This window comes from Cellulomonas sp. P5_C5, from assembly GCF_054049655.1.
The window spans coordinates 126,699-142,545 of sequence record NZ_JBFULY010000001.1 but is presented as its reverse complement, the minus strand read 5'-3'; the positions used below and the strand labels follow the sequence as shown (position 1 = coordinate 142,545).

Here is a 15,847-nt window from a genome sequence, read left to right as displayed (position 1 = left end):
GACTCTCGCACCTCCGCCCGTGCGGGGTGCGGGTCCACCGTAGGCGTGCTGCCCTCCGCCGGGCAAACGTTTGCCTACGGTTGCCATCTGGCGGCTTCACCGTCACGATGGGACCCGCGCCGGGCCGGTCGGCCCGTCGCTGCCGATCGTTCGACGAGGACCGATGACCAGGCCACCCACCCTCCGCGACGTCGCGGCCGCCAGCGGCGTGGCCATCTCCACCGCCTCCCGCGCGCTCACCAAGCCGGGACGGGTCAACGAGCGCACCGCCACGCGCGTCCGCGAGGCCGCGCGGGAGCTCGGCTACGCGCCGAGCCCCACCGGTCGCGCGCTGAGCTCGGGCCGCACCCGTATGGTCGCGCTCCTCGTTCCCGACGTCACCAACCCCTACTTCTTCGGGATCGTGCGCGGCACCGCCGCCCGGCTGCGTGCCGACGGCTACGTGCACGTGCTGGTCGACGCCGAGGAGTCGGTCGAGGCGGAGGAGCGGGCCCTGCGCGCGCTGCGCCCGACCGTCGACGGCGCCGTCCTGGCGGCCTCCCGGCTCGACGACGACCGGCTGACGTCCTGGTCGCACGAGTTCCCCATGGTCACGGTGAACCGCCCGGTGCCCGACCAGTCGGGCGTCCTCGTCGACACCGCGGGCGGCACCGGCCAGGCTCTCGCCCACCTCGCGTCCCTCGGGCACCGCCGCGTCGCCTACGCGGGCGGCCCGCGCGCGTCCTGGTCGGACCGTCGCCGGCGCGCGGTCCTGCGCACGGCCGCCAAGCGGCTCGGTGTCGAGGTCGTCTTCCTCGGTCCGTTCGTGCCGCGCCGCGAGGACGGGGCAGCCGCGGCCGACGCCGTCCTGCACGCCGACGTCACCGCCGTCCTGGCGTTCGACGACCTGCTGGCCTTCGGCATCCTCGACCGGCTGGCCGAGCGCGGGGTCGACGTGCCCGGTGCCATGAGCGTCGTCGGCTGCGACGACGTCTTCGGCGCCGACCTGGTGCGCCCCGGCCTGACCACCATCGCGGCGCCGCTGGAGCGCGCGGGCCACGCGGCCGCCGACCTCCTGCTGGCGCGCCTGGACCCCAGCCACCCGGGCGGCACCGTGACCGTCGAGCTGCCCACCCACCTCGTCATCCGCGGTTCCACCGGCACGGCCCCCCTGCGCGTCGTCCGCTGACGGGCGGGGAGACCCGCTCGGGCGTTGTGCCGGGGCGACCGATTGCGTCAGGGTGGCGCGATGGCGATCACCGCGACCGACCTCCTTCACCTGCGCCGGGCCGTGGACCTCGCGCGCGAGGCACTCGACGACGGCGACGAGCCGTACGGCTCCGTGCTGGTCGACGCCGCCGGTCGGGTCCGGTTCGAGGACCGCAACCGCATCAAGGACGGCGACGAGACCCGGCACCCCGAGTTCGAGATCGCCCGCTGGTCGGCCAACCACCTGACGCCCGAGGAGCGCGCGGCGTCGACCGTCTACACCTCCGGCGAGCACTGCCCGATGTGCGCCGCGGCCCACGCCTGGGTCGGCCTGGGCCGGATCGTCTACGCGACCTCGTCCGCGCAGACCGGCGCCTGGCTGGCGGAGTGGGGCGTCCCCGCCGCCCCGGTGGCGCCCCTCCCGATCACCGCGGTCGCACCGGGGATCGCGGTCGAAGGGCCGGTCCCGGCGCTGGCCGACGAGGTCCGCGACCTGCAGCGCCGCCGCTCCGGGCGCTGATCAGGAGTTGACCAGGTCGTCGGACCAGCCGAGCGAGTCGGTCTGGGTCACCTCGACGACCTCCAGGCCGGGCGCCGCGAGCAGGTCGTCGACCAGCGCCCGGGTTCCGCCCACCACCGTCGAGTCGAGGTCGACCTCGGTGGCCAGGCACCACGCCTCGTCGACGGGCCAGAGCAGGTTCGGCGTGCGCCCATCTGGGCGGAACGGGTCGACGTCGGCGCGGGCGCGGCCGTCTGCGAGGTCGACCAGATCGTCCGGGCCGGCCCGGAACAGCACGTACGTGCGGTGCGGGAGCTCCAGCTTCGGGCCGTGCAGGACCTCAGGGTCCAGGTCGTCCGGTGCGGGGACCGAGGACGGCAGCTCACCGGCGGCCCCGGACCACAGGCACAGCATCGCGCCGCCCGTCCAGCCGGTGCCCTCCCAGAACGCCGCGACGAGGTCGCTGCCGGTGTGCCGAGCGAGCACGCGGGCGATCACGCGGAGCTCCCGACCGTCCACGGACCCCGCGGCCGGCTCGAGGCCACGCCACTCGTCGACCTCCGCCACCCGGTTCCCGAGCGGCTCCGCCTGGGGTGCATGGACGCCCGGCCTTCCCGCCACCCGCCACGACTGCGCGGTCGGGTGCACCACTCGGCCGGTCACCGCAGCGACCGACGCCCACGTCACCGGGGCGTACGCCTCGTCGAACATCGGGTGCAGGACGCGCGCGTACGCCTCGTAGCCCTGGGGGACGAGCGAGCCGACGACCGCGCCGAACGGGCCGAGCCGTGGCCGGAGCCAGTCCCCGACGCTCGGGTCGGCCTCGTAGCGGAACATGTCGCGATCGAAGCACGTCGGGTCCACCTCATTGCCGGGCCGCCCGGGCCGCCCGGTCCGTGCGCGGACGTCTCGCGTCGGCTCAGACCGGCTCGGTCACCCCGTTGAGCGCGGCAAGCAGTCCCGGACCGTGCCGCTCCAACTTCGTCGCACCGACGCCGCTGATCCCGCCGAGCGCCTCCAGCGAGGCCGGCCTCTGCGTCACGATCTCGCGCAGGGTCGCGTCGTGGAACACGACGTAGGCGGGGACGCCCTGCTCCTTGGCGACTCCCGCGCGCCACGCCCGCAGCACCTCGAAGAGCGCGACGTCGTCGCCCGTGAGGTCCGCTGCCGCGGTGGCCCGGGCGCCGCGCGAGCCGCGCGACCGGACGACCTTCTCGGTCTCCCGCCGCAGCCGGACCTCGCGCGCCCCGCGCAGCACGTCGGCGCTGTCGGGCGCGAGCCGCAGGGTGCCGTAGCCGTCGGAGTCGACGCCGAGCAGCTCCATGGCCAGCAGCTGCCGCACGACCCCGCGCCACTCCCCGTCGGACAGGTCCTTGCCGACGCCGAACGTGCTGAGGTCCCGATGACCGAGCTGCGTGACCCGCGGCGTCTCCTTGCCGAGCAGGATGTCGACCAGGTGGCCCGCGCCGTACCGCTGCCCGCGCTGCTCCAGCCGGACGACCGTCGACAGCAGCTTCTGCGCCGCGACCGTGCCGTCCCACGACTCGGGCGGCGTCAGGCACGTGTCGCAGTTGCCGCACGCCTGCGACGGCTGGCCGAAGTAGTTGAGCAGCTGCACCCGACGGCACGACACCGTCTCGCACAGCGCGAGCATCGCGTCCAGGTGCGCGGTGAGCCGGCGCTTGTGGGCGGCGTCGCCCTCGGACGTGTCGATCATCCGCCGCTGCTGCACCACGTCGGCGAGGCCGTACGCCAGCCACGCCGTCGACGGCAGCCCGTCACGGCCGGCGCGGCCGGTCTCCTGGTAGTAGCCCTCGACGGACTTCGGCAGGTCCAGGTGCGCGACGAACCGCACGTCGGGCTTGTCGATGCCCATCCCGAACGCGATGGTCGCGACCATCACGATCCCGTCCTCGCGCAGGAACCTGCTCTGGTTCCGTGCGCGCACCTGCCGGTCGAGGCCCGCGTGGTACGGCAGCGCCGGCACGCCCCGCTCCACCAGGAACTGCGCCGTCTGCTCGACCGAGTTCCGGGACAGGCAGTACACGATGCCCGCGTCGCCCTCGTGCTCGGTGCGCAGGAGGTTGAGCAGCTGGTCGCGCGGCTTGTCCTTCGGGGCGATCCGGTACTGGATGTTGGGCCGGTCGAAGCTGGCGACGAAGTGCTTGGCGTCCCCGAGCTGCAGCCGCTGCGCGATCTCCGCATGGGTCTGCTCGGTCGCGGTGGCCGTCAGGGCGATCCGGGGGACCTCGGGCCAGCGCTCGTGCAGCATCGACAGCTGCAGGTAGTCGGGCCGGAAGTCGTGCCCCCACTGGGACACGCAGTGCGCCTCGTCGATGGCGAACAGGGCGACCGTGCCGCGGTCCAGCAGCTCGATCGTCTCCGGCACCCGCAGGCGCTCGGGCGCAAGGTAGAGCAGGTCCAGCTCACCGGCGAGGTAGGCGTCCTCGACCTTGCGCCGCTCGAACGACTGCTGCGTCGAGTTGAGGAACCCCGCCCGCACGCCCAGCGCGGACAGGGCGTCGACCTGGTCCTGCATCAGGGCGATCAGGGGGGAGACGACGACCCCGGTGCCCTGCCGGACCAGCGCCGGGACCTGGTAGCACAGCGACTTGCCGCCGCCGGTCGGCATGAGCACCAGCGCGTCGCCGCCCCGCACGACGGTGTCGATGATCTCGGCCTGCTCACCCCGGAAGCTGTCGTACCCCCAGACGCTGTGCAGCACCTCCGCCGCGGCAGCCAGCGCCGCCTCCGGGTCGAGGGTCTGCGCGACCTGGCGCGGGATGTCGGGGCGCGCGGCCGGTGCGCGCCGCGGGATGCCGGACCGGTCGCGTCGCTCCGCCGCCGGGAGCGCGCGCGGGTCGTCCTGCTCGGGCGGCGGGGCGTCGTAGAACGGGTCGAACGGCGGCTCCTCGTCGAGAGGCCAGTCCGGCACGTCGCTACCCCACCCGTCAGTCACGCGGCACACCCTACGTCCGACCGCCGACGGTCCCGGTCGCACCGTCCACAGCCCGACCCTGCCGGTCGGCGCCCGGGGCCCACCATGCCATCGGTGTCGTCCGGGCGGGCCGTGGCGTGCCTCAGGGCACGGTCGCCGTGCGCTCCCGACCCGGACCGGGCACAGACCCGGCGAGCAGGGGGCACGCGACGCGCGACGCCTCCGACCGATCCGTAGGGTGGGCGCATGGCAACCGCACTCATCACCGGCGCGTCCGCAGGCCTGGGCCTGGAGTTCGCCTGGCAGCTGGCCACGGCCAAGCACGACGTCGTCCTGGTCGCCCGCAACGAGGAGCGGCTGACCCGCCTCGCGGCGCAGCTCGAGGCCGCCGCGGGCATCCGCGCCGAGGTGCTCGTCGCCGACCTGTCCGTCCGCGCCGACGTCGAGCGCGTCGCGGACCGGCTGCGCGCCACCGAGCGCCCCGTCGGGCTGCTGGTGAACAACGCCGGCCTGGGTCTCAACCAGCGGTTCGTGCCCGGCGACCTGGCCGACGAGGAGTCGGCGCTCGCGATCATGGTCACCGCCGTCATGGTCCTGTCGCACGCCGCCGCCGGTGCGATGGTCCCGCGCGGCCGCGGTGCCATCCTCAACGTCGCGTCCGTCGCCGCCCTGCTCACGTCCGGCACGTACTCCGCGCACAAGGCCTGGGTCCGGGTGTTCACCGAGAGCCTCGCCGTCGAGCTGCGCGGCACCGGTGTCACCGCCACCTCGCTGAACCCCGGATTCGTGCACACGGAGTTCCACGCCCGCGGCGAGATCGACATGACCGCGTACCCCGAGATCGCGTGGCTGAACGCCGAGGACGTCGTCGCGACCGGCCTTGCCGACGTCCGACGCGGCGCCGTCCTGTCGACCCCGAGCCTGCGCTACCGGACGCTGTCGGCGGCTGCCCGGCTGGCCCCCCGCTCCGCCGTCCGCGCGTTCGGGCGCTACCGCCGGGCGTACCAGGGCCAGGAGACGGACGCCCCGACGGTCGGCTGACCCCGGTAGCCTGACCGCCGTGAGCACCGACCTCTCCTTGACGCCCCGCGAGCAGCTGCTCGACCTCATCAAGACTCTCGCGGTCGTGCACGGGAAGGTCACGCTGTCGTCGGGCCGCGAGGCCGACTACTACGTCGACCTGCGCCGCGTGACGCTGCACCACCGCGCCGCCCCGCTGATCGGTCACCTGCTGCTGGACCGGCTCGAGGAGGTCGGCCTCGGCACCGCGGAGATCGACGCCGTCGGCGGGCTGACGCTCGGTGCCGACCCCGTCGCGACCGCGCTCCTGCACGCCGCCGCGTCCCGCGGTCAGGACCTCGACGCGTTCGTCGTCCGCAAGGAGGCCAAGGCGCACGGCATGCAGCGTCGCGTCGAAGGGCCGGACATCGCCGGGCGCAAGGTCGTGATCCTGGAGGACACGTCGACCACGGGCGGCTCGCCCATCACCGCGATCGAGGCGGCGCGCGAGGCCGGTGCCGAGGTGCTGGGCGCCGCCGTCATCGTCGACCGCGCGACCGGGGCGCAGGCCAAGATCGAGGCGCTCGGCGTGCCGTACCACTACCTGTTCAGCCTGTCCGACCTCGGCCTGGCCTGACCCGACCGTGGCGGAGGCCGGGTACCTGCTGCTGATGCTGCTCGGCGGGGCGGCCGTCGTCGCGGTCGTCCTCGGCCAGTACTGGGTCCGGCGCACGCGGTACGAGCGGTTCCGGGCGTGGTCGCTGCGCAACGGCTGGACGTACGCGGAGTCCGACCCGACGCTCGTCGACATCTCGACGGGACAGCCCTTCGGGGAGGGCAGCGCGCGTCGGGCGACCGACGTGCTGCGGGGCACCTTCGAGTCCCGTCCCGCCCTCTCGTTCACGTACCAGTGGACCACCGGCAGCGGGGAGAAGCGCAGCACGCAGCACGCGCACGTCGTCGGCCTCGGGCTGCCCACCTACCTGCCGACGGTCGAGGTGACGCCCGAGGGCCTGGGGGCGTTCCTGGCCAAGCTGGTCGGCGCCCAGGACATCCAGTTCGAGTCCGACGAGTTCAACAGGGCGTTCCGCGTGACCGCGCGTGACCAGCGGACCGGGCACGCGATCGTGCACCCCCGGCTCATGGAACGGCTGCTGCGGCCGGACGCCCGGGGGACGTGCTGGCGGATCGACGGCCTGTGGATCCTGTCGTGGCAGCCCGGCAGCACCGACCTCGAAAGCATCGCGCCACGCCTCGGGCTGCTGGCCGGGGTCGTCCGCACGATCCCGCGGCACGTCTGGCTGGACCACGGGCACGACCCGCTGGCACCCGCGGGGAAACCCGGTCCCGACGCTACGATCTCCTGAACCGCCCGACCTCCGAGAGGCCCTGCTGTGAGCACCGGTGTCATCGTCCTGATCGTCCTCGCCGTGATCGTCGTGATCGTGCTCATCTGGGCCGTCGCGACGTACAACGGCTTCGTCCGGCTGCGGAACCTGGTGCAGGAGGCGTGGCGCCAGATCGACGTCGAGCTGCACCGCCGCCACGACCTGATCCCCAACCTCGTGGAGACCGTCAAGGGCTACGCGGCCCACGAGCGCGGCGTGTTCGACGAGGTCGCCCGCGCCCGCGCCGCCGCCGCCGGACCGGCCTCGGGCCCGGCCGAGCAGGCCGCGCAGGAGAACCAGCTCACGCAGGCGCTCGGCCGGCTGTTCGCCGTGGCGGAGGCCTACCCGGTGCTGCGCGCCAGCGAGAACTTCCAGCAGCTCCAGGCCGAGCTCACCAACACCGAGGACCGCATCGCCGCGGGCCGCCGGTTCTACAACGCGAACGTGCGGGAGCTGAACACGAAGGTCGAGACGTTCCCGCCCAACATCATCGCCAACATGTTCCACATCGAGCGGGCCGAGTACTTCGAGGTCGAGGAGCCCAGCGTCCGGGCAGCGCCCGAGGTCAGCTTCTAGGACGACACCCAGAAGCCTTCGTCCTGCCCAGCAGGACGAAGGCTTCTGGATGTGCGGATCAGACCCGGTCCACCAGGTCCTGGACCGAGTTCAGGATCTCGGTGGGCCGGAACGGGAACGCCTCGACGTCGGCCAGCTTGGTGGACCCGGACAGCACCAGGAACGTCCGCAGCCCGGCCTCGATGCCCGCGACGACGTCGGTGTCCATGCGGTCGCCGACCATCACGGTGGTCTCGGAGTGGGCGTCGATCCGGTTCAGCGCGGAACGGATCATCATCGGGTTGGGCTTGCCGACGAAGTAGGGCTGGCGCCCGGTGGCGGCGCTGATCATCGCGGCGACCGCGCCCGTGGCAGGCAGGTCTCCGTCGGCGGACGGGCCGGTGACGTCGGGGTTGGTCGCGATGAACCGCGCGCCGCCCTGGATCAGGCGGATGGCCTGCGTGATCGCCTCGAAGGAGTACGTGCGCGTCTCGCCGAGGACCACGAAGTCCGGCTGCGCGGCGGTCAGCGTGTAGCCGGCCTCGTAGAGCGCGGTGGTCAGCCCGGCCTCGCCGATCACGTAGGCGGAGCCGCCCGGCATCTGGTCGGTGAGGAACTGCGCGGTGGCCAGCGCCGAGGTCCAGATCGCGTCCTCGGGGACGTCGATCCCGGAGGCCGCCAGGCGGGCGCGCAGGTCCCGCGTGGTGAAGATCGAGTTGTTGGTGAGGATGAGGAACGGGCGGTCGCCGTCGCGCAGGGCGGTGACGAACTCCGCCGCACCGGGCAGGGCGGTGCCCTCGTGGACGAGCACGCCGTCCATGTCCGACAGCCAGGAGCGGATCTCCCGGGGACCGTGATGGGTCACGCGCCGAAGGCCTTCCGCTCGACCTCGTCGCGCTCGGCCTGGTCGTCGTAGCGCTCGTCGCGCTCCTCGGGCTCGGGGCCCTTGCGGCGTGCCTTGAGGAGCTCGATGCCGATCGGGATCACCGACAGGCCCACCACGACCACGAGCAGGATCTCGATGTTCTCCTTGATGAACGTGAAGTTGCCCAGCCAGTACCCGAGCAGTGTCACGCCGACGGCCCACAGCAGCGCACCGACCACGTTGTAGGTGACGAAGAAGCGGTAGCGCATCCCGCCGACGCCTGCGGCGACGGGGGCGTAGGTGCGCACGATGGGCACGAACCTGGCCACGATGATCGTGCGGCCGCCGTACTTGTCGAAGTACGCGTAGGTCTGGTCGATGTACTTCTTCTTGAAGAAGCGTGAGTCGGGCTTGTTGAACACCTTGGGCCCGACCGTGCGGCCGATGAGGTAGCCGGTCTGGTCGCCGAGGAACGCGGCGGCGAACAGGACCAGGCAGAGCACCCAGATGTTGATGTCGAGCGAGTCCTGCGCGACCAGGGCGCCGGCGGTGAACAGCAGCGAGTCGCCCGGCAGGATCGGGAACAGCAGGCCGGTCTCCACGAAGATGACGAGGGCGATGCCGACGAGGGCAGCGGTCCCGAACGACTCGATCAGGTGGTCGGCGTTCAGGAAGTCGGGCCCGAGGGCCGCGACGGGTCCGGCGGCCGTGAGGGCGGTCGTCATCAGCATGTGCCCAGAGTACGGGGCGGTCGGTGGGCAGCCCGTGGCCGGGTTGTGCGGACCGTGTGCGTCGCCGTGCTGAACAATGGCGCCGTGCGCGCCACCGTGAAGGACGTCGCAGCCCGAGCGGGCGTGTCGCCGAAGACCGTCTCCAACGTCATCCACGGCGTCGTGTTCGTGCGCCCGGAGACGCGCGAGCGGGTGGAGCGCGCGCTCGCGGAGCTCGACTACGTGCCGAACCTCGGCGCGCGCGGCCTGCGCAACGGGCGGTACGGGCTCATCGCGCTGGCGCTGCCGGACCTGTCGACGGCGTACTCCGCGGAGCTGGCGCACCACTTCGTCGAGGAGGCGCACTCGCGCGGCTGGTCCCTGCAGATCGAGGAGACGGCTGCGGAGCCGGGCCGGGAGCGGGACCTCCTCTCCCGGGCGCGGTCGCACCTGGTCGACGGGCTCGTGCTCAACCCGGTCTCCCTGGCGGACTCGGCCGTCCCGGTGGTGGCGGGGCCGCTGCCGCCGACGGTGCTCATCGGCGAGGTGGTGCAGGACCGGGCCGACCACGTGGGCGTGGACAGCGTGCGGGCGTCGCGGGACATGACGGAGCACCTGCTGGCGACGGGCCGGCGCCGCATCGCCGCCGTCGGGACGCCACCCGCCGGGGTGGAGACCGCGGCGGCACGGCAGCGCACGGAGGGGTACCGGGCTGCCCTGGCGGCGGCCGGGGTGGCGCACGACCCGGACCTCGAGATCCCGGTGCGGCACTGGACGACGGAGCGGGCGGTCGAGGCGACGCGGGCCCACCTGGCGGAGCACCCGGCGCCCGACGCGTTCGTCTGCTTCACGGACTCGATGGCCCTCGGGGTGCTGAGCGTGCTCTGGGAGCGCGGGCTGCGGGTGCCCGACGACGTCGCGGTGGCGGGGTTCGACGACGTCGCCGCCGCGCGGTACGCGGTCCCTCCGCTGACCACCGTGGCGTTCGACCTGCGGGGCTACGCGGTGGCGGCGCTGGACCTGCTCAGCGAGCGCATCGCGGACCCCGGCAGGCCGGCCCGACAGCTCGTGTACCCGCACCGGGTCGTGGTCCGGGCCAGCACCGGCTGACGGCGCAGCAGGTCACTGTCCCGATGACTCGGGTGTGAGCGCTTCTGTTGGCAACCCTGTTCCAACGATGTAATGATGCGAACCGGGCACGGCGACGACGCCGGACCCACCTGCCGACGATGACGTCGGACGTGTCTCACGAAGGAGTGAGGGCATGGCACCGCACCACTCTGCGCCCCCGAGCCCAGCCGACCCGCCCGGACCGGGCCTCACCCGTCGCCAGATGCTCATCGGCTCGCTCGCCGCAGCCGGCGGCGTCGTCGCGATCGGGTCGCTCGCGGGCTGCACCCCCGCGAACGCGACGGCGGCCGGCGTCCGCGAGCTGGCCTTCTGGCACCTGCTCAGCGGCGGCGACGGCATCAACATGGCCGGCCTGGTCGACGACGTGAACGCCCTGGACCACGGCTACGAAGCCACCCAGACCGTCCTGGCCTGGGGGGCGCCGTACTACACGAAGCTCGCCATGGCGAGCGTCGGCGGCCGGGCCCCGGACACCGCGATCATGCACGCCTCACGCGTCGCCGGCTACGCGCCGGGCGGCCTCCTCGACCCCTGGGACCTGGACCTGCTGGCCGAGAACGGCGTGCAGGAGTCCGACTTCCTCGACCGGGTCTGGGCCAAGGGCGGGCTGGACGGCAAGCAGTACTCGATCGCCCTCGACTCGCACCCGTTCATCATGATGTACAACCTCGACGTCGCCGAGCAGGCCGGCGTCCTGGGGTCCGACGGGCAGCTGGCCCCGATCGACAGCCCGGAGCAGTTCCTCGAGGTCGCGCGGGCCATGCAGGCCGTGACCGGCAAGCACGGGCTCTCCTACGGGTACCTCGGCGACGGCGCCCAGATGTGGCGGCTGTTCTACACGCTCTACAAGCAGCACGACGCGGACTTCGACCTGTCCGGCCTGACCGCGAAGGTCGACGACGACGCCGCGGTCGCGTCGCTCGAGTTCATCCAGACGCTCCTCGACGGGACCATCTGCACCCCCAGCGGCGACTACGGCACGGCGGTCTCGGAGTTCATGTCGGGGGAGAGCGGCATGTTCTTCACCGGCGTCTGGGAGCTGCCGACCGCCAAGAGCTCGGGCCTCAACTTCGACGCCCAGCCGATCCCGACGCTGTTCGGCACGCCGGCGGCCTACGCCGACTCGCACGCGTTCACGCTCCCGCACCAGTCGAGCCCGGACCCGGAGCAGCGCCGCGCGACCTACCGGTTCGTGGCGGACATCCTCACCAGCTCGCTCGCGTGGGCCGAGGCCGGGCACATCCCGGCGTTCCAGCCCGTCGTGCAGAGCCCCGAGTACCAGGCGCTGGTGCCGCAGGCGCACTACGCGCCGGCCGCCGAGATCCTCAACTACGACCCGGAGGCGTGGTTCACCGGATCGGGCAGCGACTTCCAGAACTACTTCCTCGAGACCGTCCAGGGCGTCTACCTCGACGGCTCCGACGCGGCGGAGGGCTTCGCCGCCTTCATCCGACGAGTGAACGTCCAGCTCTCCAAGCCGAACCCCGTCTGACCGGAAGGAGTCGACATGTCCACCGCAGCTCTCAGCGCCGCCGCCGGCACGCGCGCAGGCTCGTCGCAGGTCCGGGCCGGCGAGCGTTCGGCCCACCACCGCAACAACCGCATCGGCTGGGCGTTCGTCGCGCCGTTCGTCATCGTGTTCGCGATGTTCCTCATCTGGCCGCTGATCCACGGCTTCTACCTCAGCTTCACCGGCGAGAGCATCACGGGTGCCAACGGCCAGCTGATCGGCTTCGCGAACTACGCGGAGGCGCTCCGGGACCCGATCATGTGGCGCTCGCTGCTGAACACCCTGTGGTTCACGGTGCTCTCGACCGTCCCGCTCGTCGTCGTCTCGCTCGCCCTCGCCCTGCTCGTGCACCAGGGGCTGCCCGGCCAGTGGCTCTGGCGCCTCTCGTTCTTCATGCCGTTCCTGCTCGCGTCGACCGTCGCCGCGCAGATCTGGATCTGGATGTACAACCCGCAGCTCGGGCTCGTGAACTACATGCTCGGCGCCGTGGGGGTCGATCCGGTGGCGTGGCTGCAGGATCCGACGTGGGCGATGTTCGCCGTCGTCGTCATGACGACGTGGTGGACCGTGGGGTTCAACTTCCTGCTCTACCTCACCGCCCTGCAGAACATCCCGGAGCAGCAGTACGAGGCGTCCGCGCTCGACGGGGCCGGGCGATGGCGCCAGCTGCGGTCGATCACCGTCCCGCAGCTGGGCCCGACCACCGTGCTCATCGTGATGCTGCAGGTCCTGGCGTCGCTCAAGGTGTTCGACCAGATCTACGTCATGACCAACGGCGGTCCGGCGGGCGTCACCCGCCCGGTCGTCATGTACATCTTCGAGACCGGGTTCACCGGCTACCGGTTCGGGTACGCGTCGGCCATCGCCTACATCTTCTTCGCCCTGATCGTCATCATCTCGGTCGGCCAGGTCCGGCTGACGTCCCGCAGGAGCGCCTGATGACCGCCGTCGCCACCGAGCCCACGACCCAGCGCACCGTCCACCAACCGCGCGGCAGGTTCGCCGAGCGCGCCGGCCTGCGCATCGGCGAGCGCTTCGCCAGCCCGGGCCGCATCGGAGCGCTCGTCGCTCTGGTGGTCCTCGCGCTGCTCTGGCTCCTGCCGTTCCTCTGGGCCCTCGTCACGTCGTTCAAGACCGAGACGGCCGCGGCCGCGACGCCGGTGTCGTGGCTCCCGGACGACGGCTTCACCACGCAGGCGTACACGAGCGTGCTGCAGCAGGGGAACATCCCGCTCTGGACGTGGAACAGCCTGCTCACCGCGACCGCGATCACGCTCATCACGCTCGTGGTGTCGTCGCTGGCCGCCTACGGCTTCTCCCGGCTCGAGTTCACGGGCCGGCGCTGGCTGTTCTGGGGCATGATCGCGTCGATCATCATCCCGCCGCAGGTGCTCATCGTCCCGCTGTTCTACGAGATGCTCACGCTCAACCTCGTCGACACGTACTGGGCCGTGATCCTGCCGCAGGTCGTCGCACCGGCCATGGTGTTCATCCTCAAGAAGTTCTTCGACCAGGTCCCGGTCGAGCTCGAGGACGCCGCCCGGATCGACGGGGCGGGACGTCTGCGGGTGTTCTGGTCGATCGTGCTGCCGCTGTCCCGGCCGATCCTCGCCGCGGTCTCGATCATCGTGTTCATCGCGGCGTGGAACAACTTCCTGTGGCCGTTCATCGCCACCAGCGACTCGTCGCTCATGACGCTGCCCGTCGGTCTGCAGACGGTGAAGAGCGCCTACGGACTGCAGTACGCGCAGGTCATGGCGTCGGCCGTGCTGGCGGCGATCCCGCTCGTGGTCGTCTTTCTCTTCTTCCAGCGCCAGATCATCAGGGGTTTCGCCACCACCGGTTTCGGAGGCCAGTGATGACTCGTGCACGCGTCACGCTCGACCGCGACTTCGTCGTCGGGGAGGTACCCCGCCGGATCTTCGGGTCGTTCGTCGAGCACATGGGCCGGTGCGTCTACACCGGCATCTACGAGCCCGGCCACCCGACGGCCGACGAGCAGGGCTTCCGTCGGGACGTCCTGGACCTGGTGAAGGAGCTGGGCGCGACCGTCATCCGGTACCCCGGCGGCAACTTCGTCTCCGGGTACGCGTGGGAGGACGGCGTCGGTCCGGAACGGCCGCGGCGTCTCGACGGCGCCTGGCACACGGTCGAGAGCAACGCGTTCGGGCTGCACGAGTTCGTCGACTGGTCCCGGGTGGCCGGCGTCGAGGTCATGGAGGCCGTTAACCTGGGCACCCGCGGGGTCGAGGAGGCGCGCGCGCTGGTCGAGTACGCCAACCACCCCGGCGGGACCGAGCTGTCGGACCGGCGCCGCAAGAACGGCCACGAGGACCCGTTCGACATCCGGCTGTGGTGCCTGGGCAACGAGATGGACGGCCCGTGGCAGATGGGCGCCAAGACCGCCGACGAGTACGGCCGGCTCGCCCAGGAGGCCGCCAAGGCGATGCGCCTGGTGGACCCGCGGATCGAGCTGGTGGCGTGCGGCTCGTCGAACTCCGGCATGCCGACGTTCGGCGCGTGGGAGCAGACGGTGCTCGGGCACACCTACGACCAGGTGGACTACGTCTCGCTGCACGCCTACTACCAGGAGCACGACGGCGACCACGCGAGCTTCCTGGCCAGCGCGGTCGACATGGACTACTTCATCGAGTCGGTGGTGGCGACCGCCGACGCCGTCCGCGCACGCGGAAAGCACAGCAAGCTCATGCAGCTCTCCTTCGACGAGTGGAACGTCTGGTACGCCACCGGCAAGGACACCGAGGACCAGCCGCACGTGATCGAGAAGACCGGCGCGTGGCGCGAGCACCCGCGGATCATCGAGGACGAGTACTCGGTCACCGACGCCGTGGTCGTCGGCACGTTCCTCAACTCCCTGCTGCGGCACGGCGACCGCGTGAAGATCGCCAACCAGGCGCAGCTGGTCAACGTCATCGCGCCCATCCGCTCGGAGGAGGGCGGGCCTGCGTGGCGGCAGTCGATCTTCTGGCCGTTCGCCCGCATGGCTGCGCTGGCCCGCGGCGTCGTCCTGCGCACGGCCGTCACCTCCGACCGGTACGACACCGCGCGGTTCGACGCGGTGGACCTGGTGGACGTGTCGGCGACGTGGGACGAGGAGCACGGCCGCGTCGCCCTCTTCCTGGCGCACCGGGGTCTCGACGACGACGCGGAGGTCGCGGTCGACCTGCGCGGCTGGGCGGCCGGGCAGGTCACGCGCGCCGAGGTGCTGACCGTGCCCGAGGGCGGCGACCGGCACACCACCAACGCGCAGGACGCCCAGGACCGCGTGCGGCTGCGCACGCTCGACGGGGTCCGTGCCGACGACGGTGCGGTGAGCCTGCGGCTGCCGCCGCTGTCGTGGGCGGTCGTGGAGGTGGAGGTCACGCTGGCCTAGCGTGGCGCCCGTGGACGAGGAGCGCGCGGAGGTCGGGGTCGGCCCGTGGACGGGCGAGTGGCCGACGGGCCAGCGGTACGACCCGGACCTGCTGGCCCACGGGGACCGGCGCAACGTCGTCGACGCCTACCGCTACTGGACGGTCGAGGCGATCGTCGCGGACCTGGACACCCGCCGGCACCCGTTCCACGTGGCCGTCGAGAACTGGGCGCACGACCTGAACATCGGCTCGGTCGTCCGGACCGCGAACGCGTTCCTGGCGGCCGAGGTGCACATCGTGGGCAACCGTCGCTGGAACCGTCGCGGCGCCATGGTCACCGACCGCTACCAGCACGTGCGCCACCACGCGGGCGTCGAGGACCTGGTCTCCTGGGCGGCCGAGCAGGACCTGCCGGTGCTCGGCGTCGACAACCTGCCCGGCTCCGTGGCCCTGGAGGGCTACCCCCTGCCGCGCGCGTGCGTCCTGCTGTTCGGGCAGGAGTCCGTCGGGCTGTCGGACGCCGCCCGCGACGCCGCCGTCGACGTCCTGCACATCGCCCAGTTCGGCTCGACCCGCTCGATCAACGCGGGCGCGGCGGCGGCGATCGCGATGCACGCCTGGATCAGCAGGCACGCCTCTCCGGGTGTCCAGGGGTAGAACGTCCCGGGCGTCGCGCTGCGCGGCCGTGCC

The 15,847-nt window shown here is 72.3% G+C and carries 16 protein-coding genes; 12 read left to right on the top strand and 4 right to left on the bottom strand.

The window, feature by feature from the left end; all coding sequences use genetic code 11:
• Nucleotides 1–163: 163 nt before the first annotated feature.
• Both ACXJKF_RS00730 and ACXJKF_RS00725 read left to right on the top strand, forming a co-directional pair.
• Nucleotides 164–1,168 (top strand): LacI family DNA-binding transcriptional regulator, encoded by a 1,005-nt coding sequence (locus ACXJKF_RS00730; RefSeq protein WP_456785825.1) that lies wholly within the window; start codon nt 164–166, stop codon nt 1,166–1,168.
• 60 nt (nt 1,169–1,228) lie between these two features.
• Complete coding sequence (locus ACXJKF_RS00725; RefSeq protein WP_456785824.1) at nt 1,229–1,708, top strand: nucleoside deaminase; 480 nt, start codon at nt 1,229–1,231, stop codon at nt 1,706–1,708.
• Here the strand turns inward: ACXJKF_RS00725 and ACXJKF_RS00720 are convergent, their stop codons facing one another.
• Complete coding sequence (locus ACXJKF_RS00720; protein ID WP_456785823.1) at nt 1,709–2,524, bottom strand: hypothetical protein; 816 nt, start codon at nt 2,522–2,524, stop codon at nt 1,709–1,711. It lies immediately after the preceding gene.
• A gap of 82 nt (nt 2,525–2,606) precedes the next feature.
• On the bottom strand, nt 2,607–4,646 hold the full coding sequence (gene recQ, locus ACXJKF_RS00715) for a DNA helicase RecQ (RefSeq protein WP_456785822.1): 2,040 nt from the start codon (nt 4,644–4,646) through the stop codon (nt 2,607–2,609).
• A 225-nt stretch (nt 4,647–4,871) separates the two neighbouring features.
• Between recQ and ACXJKF_RS00710 the strand changes: the two genes are divergently transcribed.
• Genes ACXJKF_RS00710 through ACXJKF_RS00695 form a run of 4 tightly spaced genes read left to right on the top strand, consistent with a single transcriptional unit; the run spans nt 4,872 to nt 7,588 of the window.
• Nucleotides 4,872–5,666, top strand: coding sequence for an SDR family NAD(P)-dependent oxidoreductase (locus ACXJKF_RS00710; RefSeq protein WP_456785821.1), 795 nt, complete (start codon nt 4,872–4,874; stop codon nt 5,664–5,666).
• A 19-nt stretch (nt 5,667–5,685) separates the two neighbouring features.
• Nucleotides 5,686–6,261, top strand: a complete 576-nt coding sequence (gene pyrE / locus ACXJKF_RS00705; protein ID WP_456785820.1) for an orotate phosphoribosyltransferase — start codon at nt 5,686–5,688, stop codon at nt 6,259–6,261.
• A 7-nt stretch (nt 6,262–6,268) separates the two neighbouring features.
• On the top strand, nt 6,269–6,991 hold the full coding sequence (locus ACXJKF_RS00700; RefSeq protein WP_456785819.1) for a DUF3137 domain-containing protein: 723 nt from the start codon (nt 6,269–6,271) through the stop codon (nt 6,989–6,991).
• Nucleotides 6,992–7,018: 27 nt separating this feature from the next.
• Entirely contained in the window at nt 7,019–7,588 is a 570-nt protein-coding gene (locus ACXJKF_RS00695; RefSeq protein WP_456785818.1) for a LemA family protein, read from the top strand.
• A 58-nt stretch (nt 7,589–7,646) separates the two neighbouring features.
• On the opposite strand, the gene ACXJKF_RS00690 is transcribed toward ACXJKF_RS00695, so the two are convergent.
• On the bottom strand, nt 7,647–8,387 hold the full coding sequence (locus ACXJKF_RS00690; protein WP_456786015.1) for an HAD-IIA family hydrolase: 741 nt from the start codon (nt 8,385–8,387) through the stop codon (nt 7,647–7,649).
• A gap of 41 nt (nt 8,388–8,428) precedes the next feature.
• On the bottom strand, nt 8,429–9,163 hold the full coding sequence (locus tag ACXJKF_RS00685) for a VTT domain-containing protein (protein WP_456785817.1): 735 nt from the start codon (nt 9,161–9,163) through the stop codon (nt 8,429–8,431).
• 84 nt (nt 9,164–9,247) lie between these two features.
• On the opposite strand from ACXJKF_RS00685, the gene ACXJKF_RS00680 reads away from it, so the two are divergent.
• The 6 genes from ACXJKF_RS00680 to ACXJKF_RS00655 all read left to right on the top strand — a co-directional run bounded on the left by ACXJKF_RS00680 (nt 9,248) and on the right by ACXJKF_RS00655 (nt 15,814).
• Nucleotides 9,248–10,252, top strand: coding sequence for a LacI family DNA-binding transcriptional regulator (locus tag ACXJKF_RS00680; RefSeq protein WP_456785816.1), 1,005 nt, complete (start codon nt 9,248–9,250; stop codon nt 10,250–10,252).
• A gap of 154 nt (nt 10,253–10,406) precedes the next feature.
• Complete coding sequence (locus ACXJKF_RS00675) at nt 10,407–11,765, top strand: extracellular solute-binding protein (protein WP_456785815.1); 1,359 nt, start codon at nt 10,407–10,409, stop codon at nt 11,763–11,765.
• 15 nt (nt 11,766–11,780) lie between these two features.
• On the top strand, nt 11,781–12,722 hold the full coding sequence (locus ACXJKF_RS00670) for a carbohydrate ABC transporter permease (RefSeq protein WP_456785814.1): 942 nt from the start codon (nt 11,781–11,783) through the stop codon (nt 12,720–12,722).
• On the top strand, nt 12,722–13,642 hold the full coding sequence (locus tag ACXJKF_RS00665) for a carbohydrate ABC transporter permease (protein ID WP_456785813.1): 921 nt from the start codon (nt 12,722–12,724) through the stop codon (nt 13,640–13,642). Before ACXJKF_RS00670 ends, ACXJKF_RS00665 begins: the two co-directional genes overlap by 1 nt.
• Nucleotides 13,642–15,177: an arabinosylfuranosidase ArfA gene (arfA, locus tag ACXJKF_RS00660; protein ID WP_456785812.1), complete on the top strand. Its 1,536-nt coding sequence runs from the start codon at nt 13,642–13,644 to the stop codon at nt 15,175–15,177. The genes ACXJKF_RS00665 and arfA overlap by 1 nt, the downstream gene beginning before the upstream one ends.
• 1 nt (nt 15,178) lies before the next feature.
• Nucleotides 15,179–15,814 carry a TrmH family RNA methyltransferase gene (locus tag ACXJKF_RS00655; protein WP_456785811.1) on the top strand — a complete coding sequence of 212 codons (636 nt, stop codon included), beginning with the start codon at nt 15,179–15,181 and terminating at the stop codon, nt 15,812–15,814.
• Nucleotides 15,815–15,847 lie beyond the last annotated feature (33 nt).

Coding starts and splice junctions, on each gene's coding strand:
- ACXJKF_RS00730 (WP_456785825.1), top strand. CDS start 164: ATGACCAGGCCACCCACCCTCCGCGACGTCGCGGCCGCCAGCGGCGTG.
- ACXJKF_RS00725 (WP_456785824.1), top strand. CDS start 1,229: ATGGCGATCACCGCGACCGACCTCCTTCACCTGCGCCGGGCCGTGGAC.
- ACXJKF_RS00720 (WP_456785823.1), bottom strand. CDS start 2,524: ATGTTCCGCTACGAGGCCGACCCGAGCGTCGGGGACTGGCTCCGGCCA.
- ACXJKF_RS00710 (WP_456785821.1), top strand. CDS start 4,872: ATGGCAACCGCACTCATCACCGGCGCGTCCGCAGGCCTGGGCCTGGAG.
- ACXJKF_RS00690 (WP_456786015.1), bottom strand. CDS start 8,387: ATGGACGGCGTGCTCGTCCACGAGGGCACCGCCCTGCCCGGTGCGGCG.
- ACXJKF_RS00685 (WP_456785817.1), bottom strand. CDS start 9,163: ATGCTGATGACGACCGCCCTCACGGCCGCCGGACCCGTCGCGGCCCTC.
- ACXJKF_RS00675 (WP_456785815.1), top strand. CDS start 10,407: ATGGCACCGCACCACTCTGCGCCCCCGAGCCCAGCCGACCCGCCCGGA.
- ACXJKF_RS00670 (WP_456785814.1), top strand. CDS start 11,781: ATGTCCACCGCAGCTCTCAGCGCCGCCGCCGGCACGCGCGCAGGCTCG.
- ACXJKF_RS00665 (WP_456785813.1), top strand. CDS start 12,722: ATGACCGCCGTCGCCACCGAGCCCACGACCCAGCGCACCGTCCACCAA.
- arfA (WP_456785812.1), top strand. CDS start 13,642: ATGACTCGTGCACGCGTCACGCTCGACCGCGACTTCGTCGTCGGGGAG.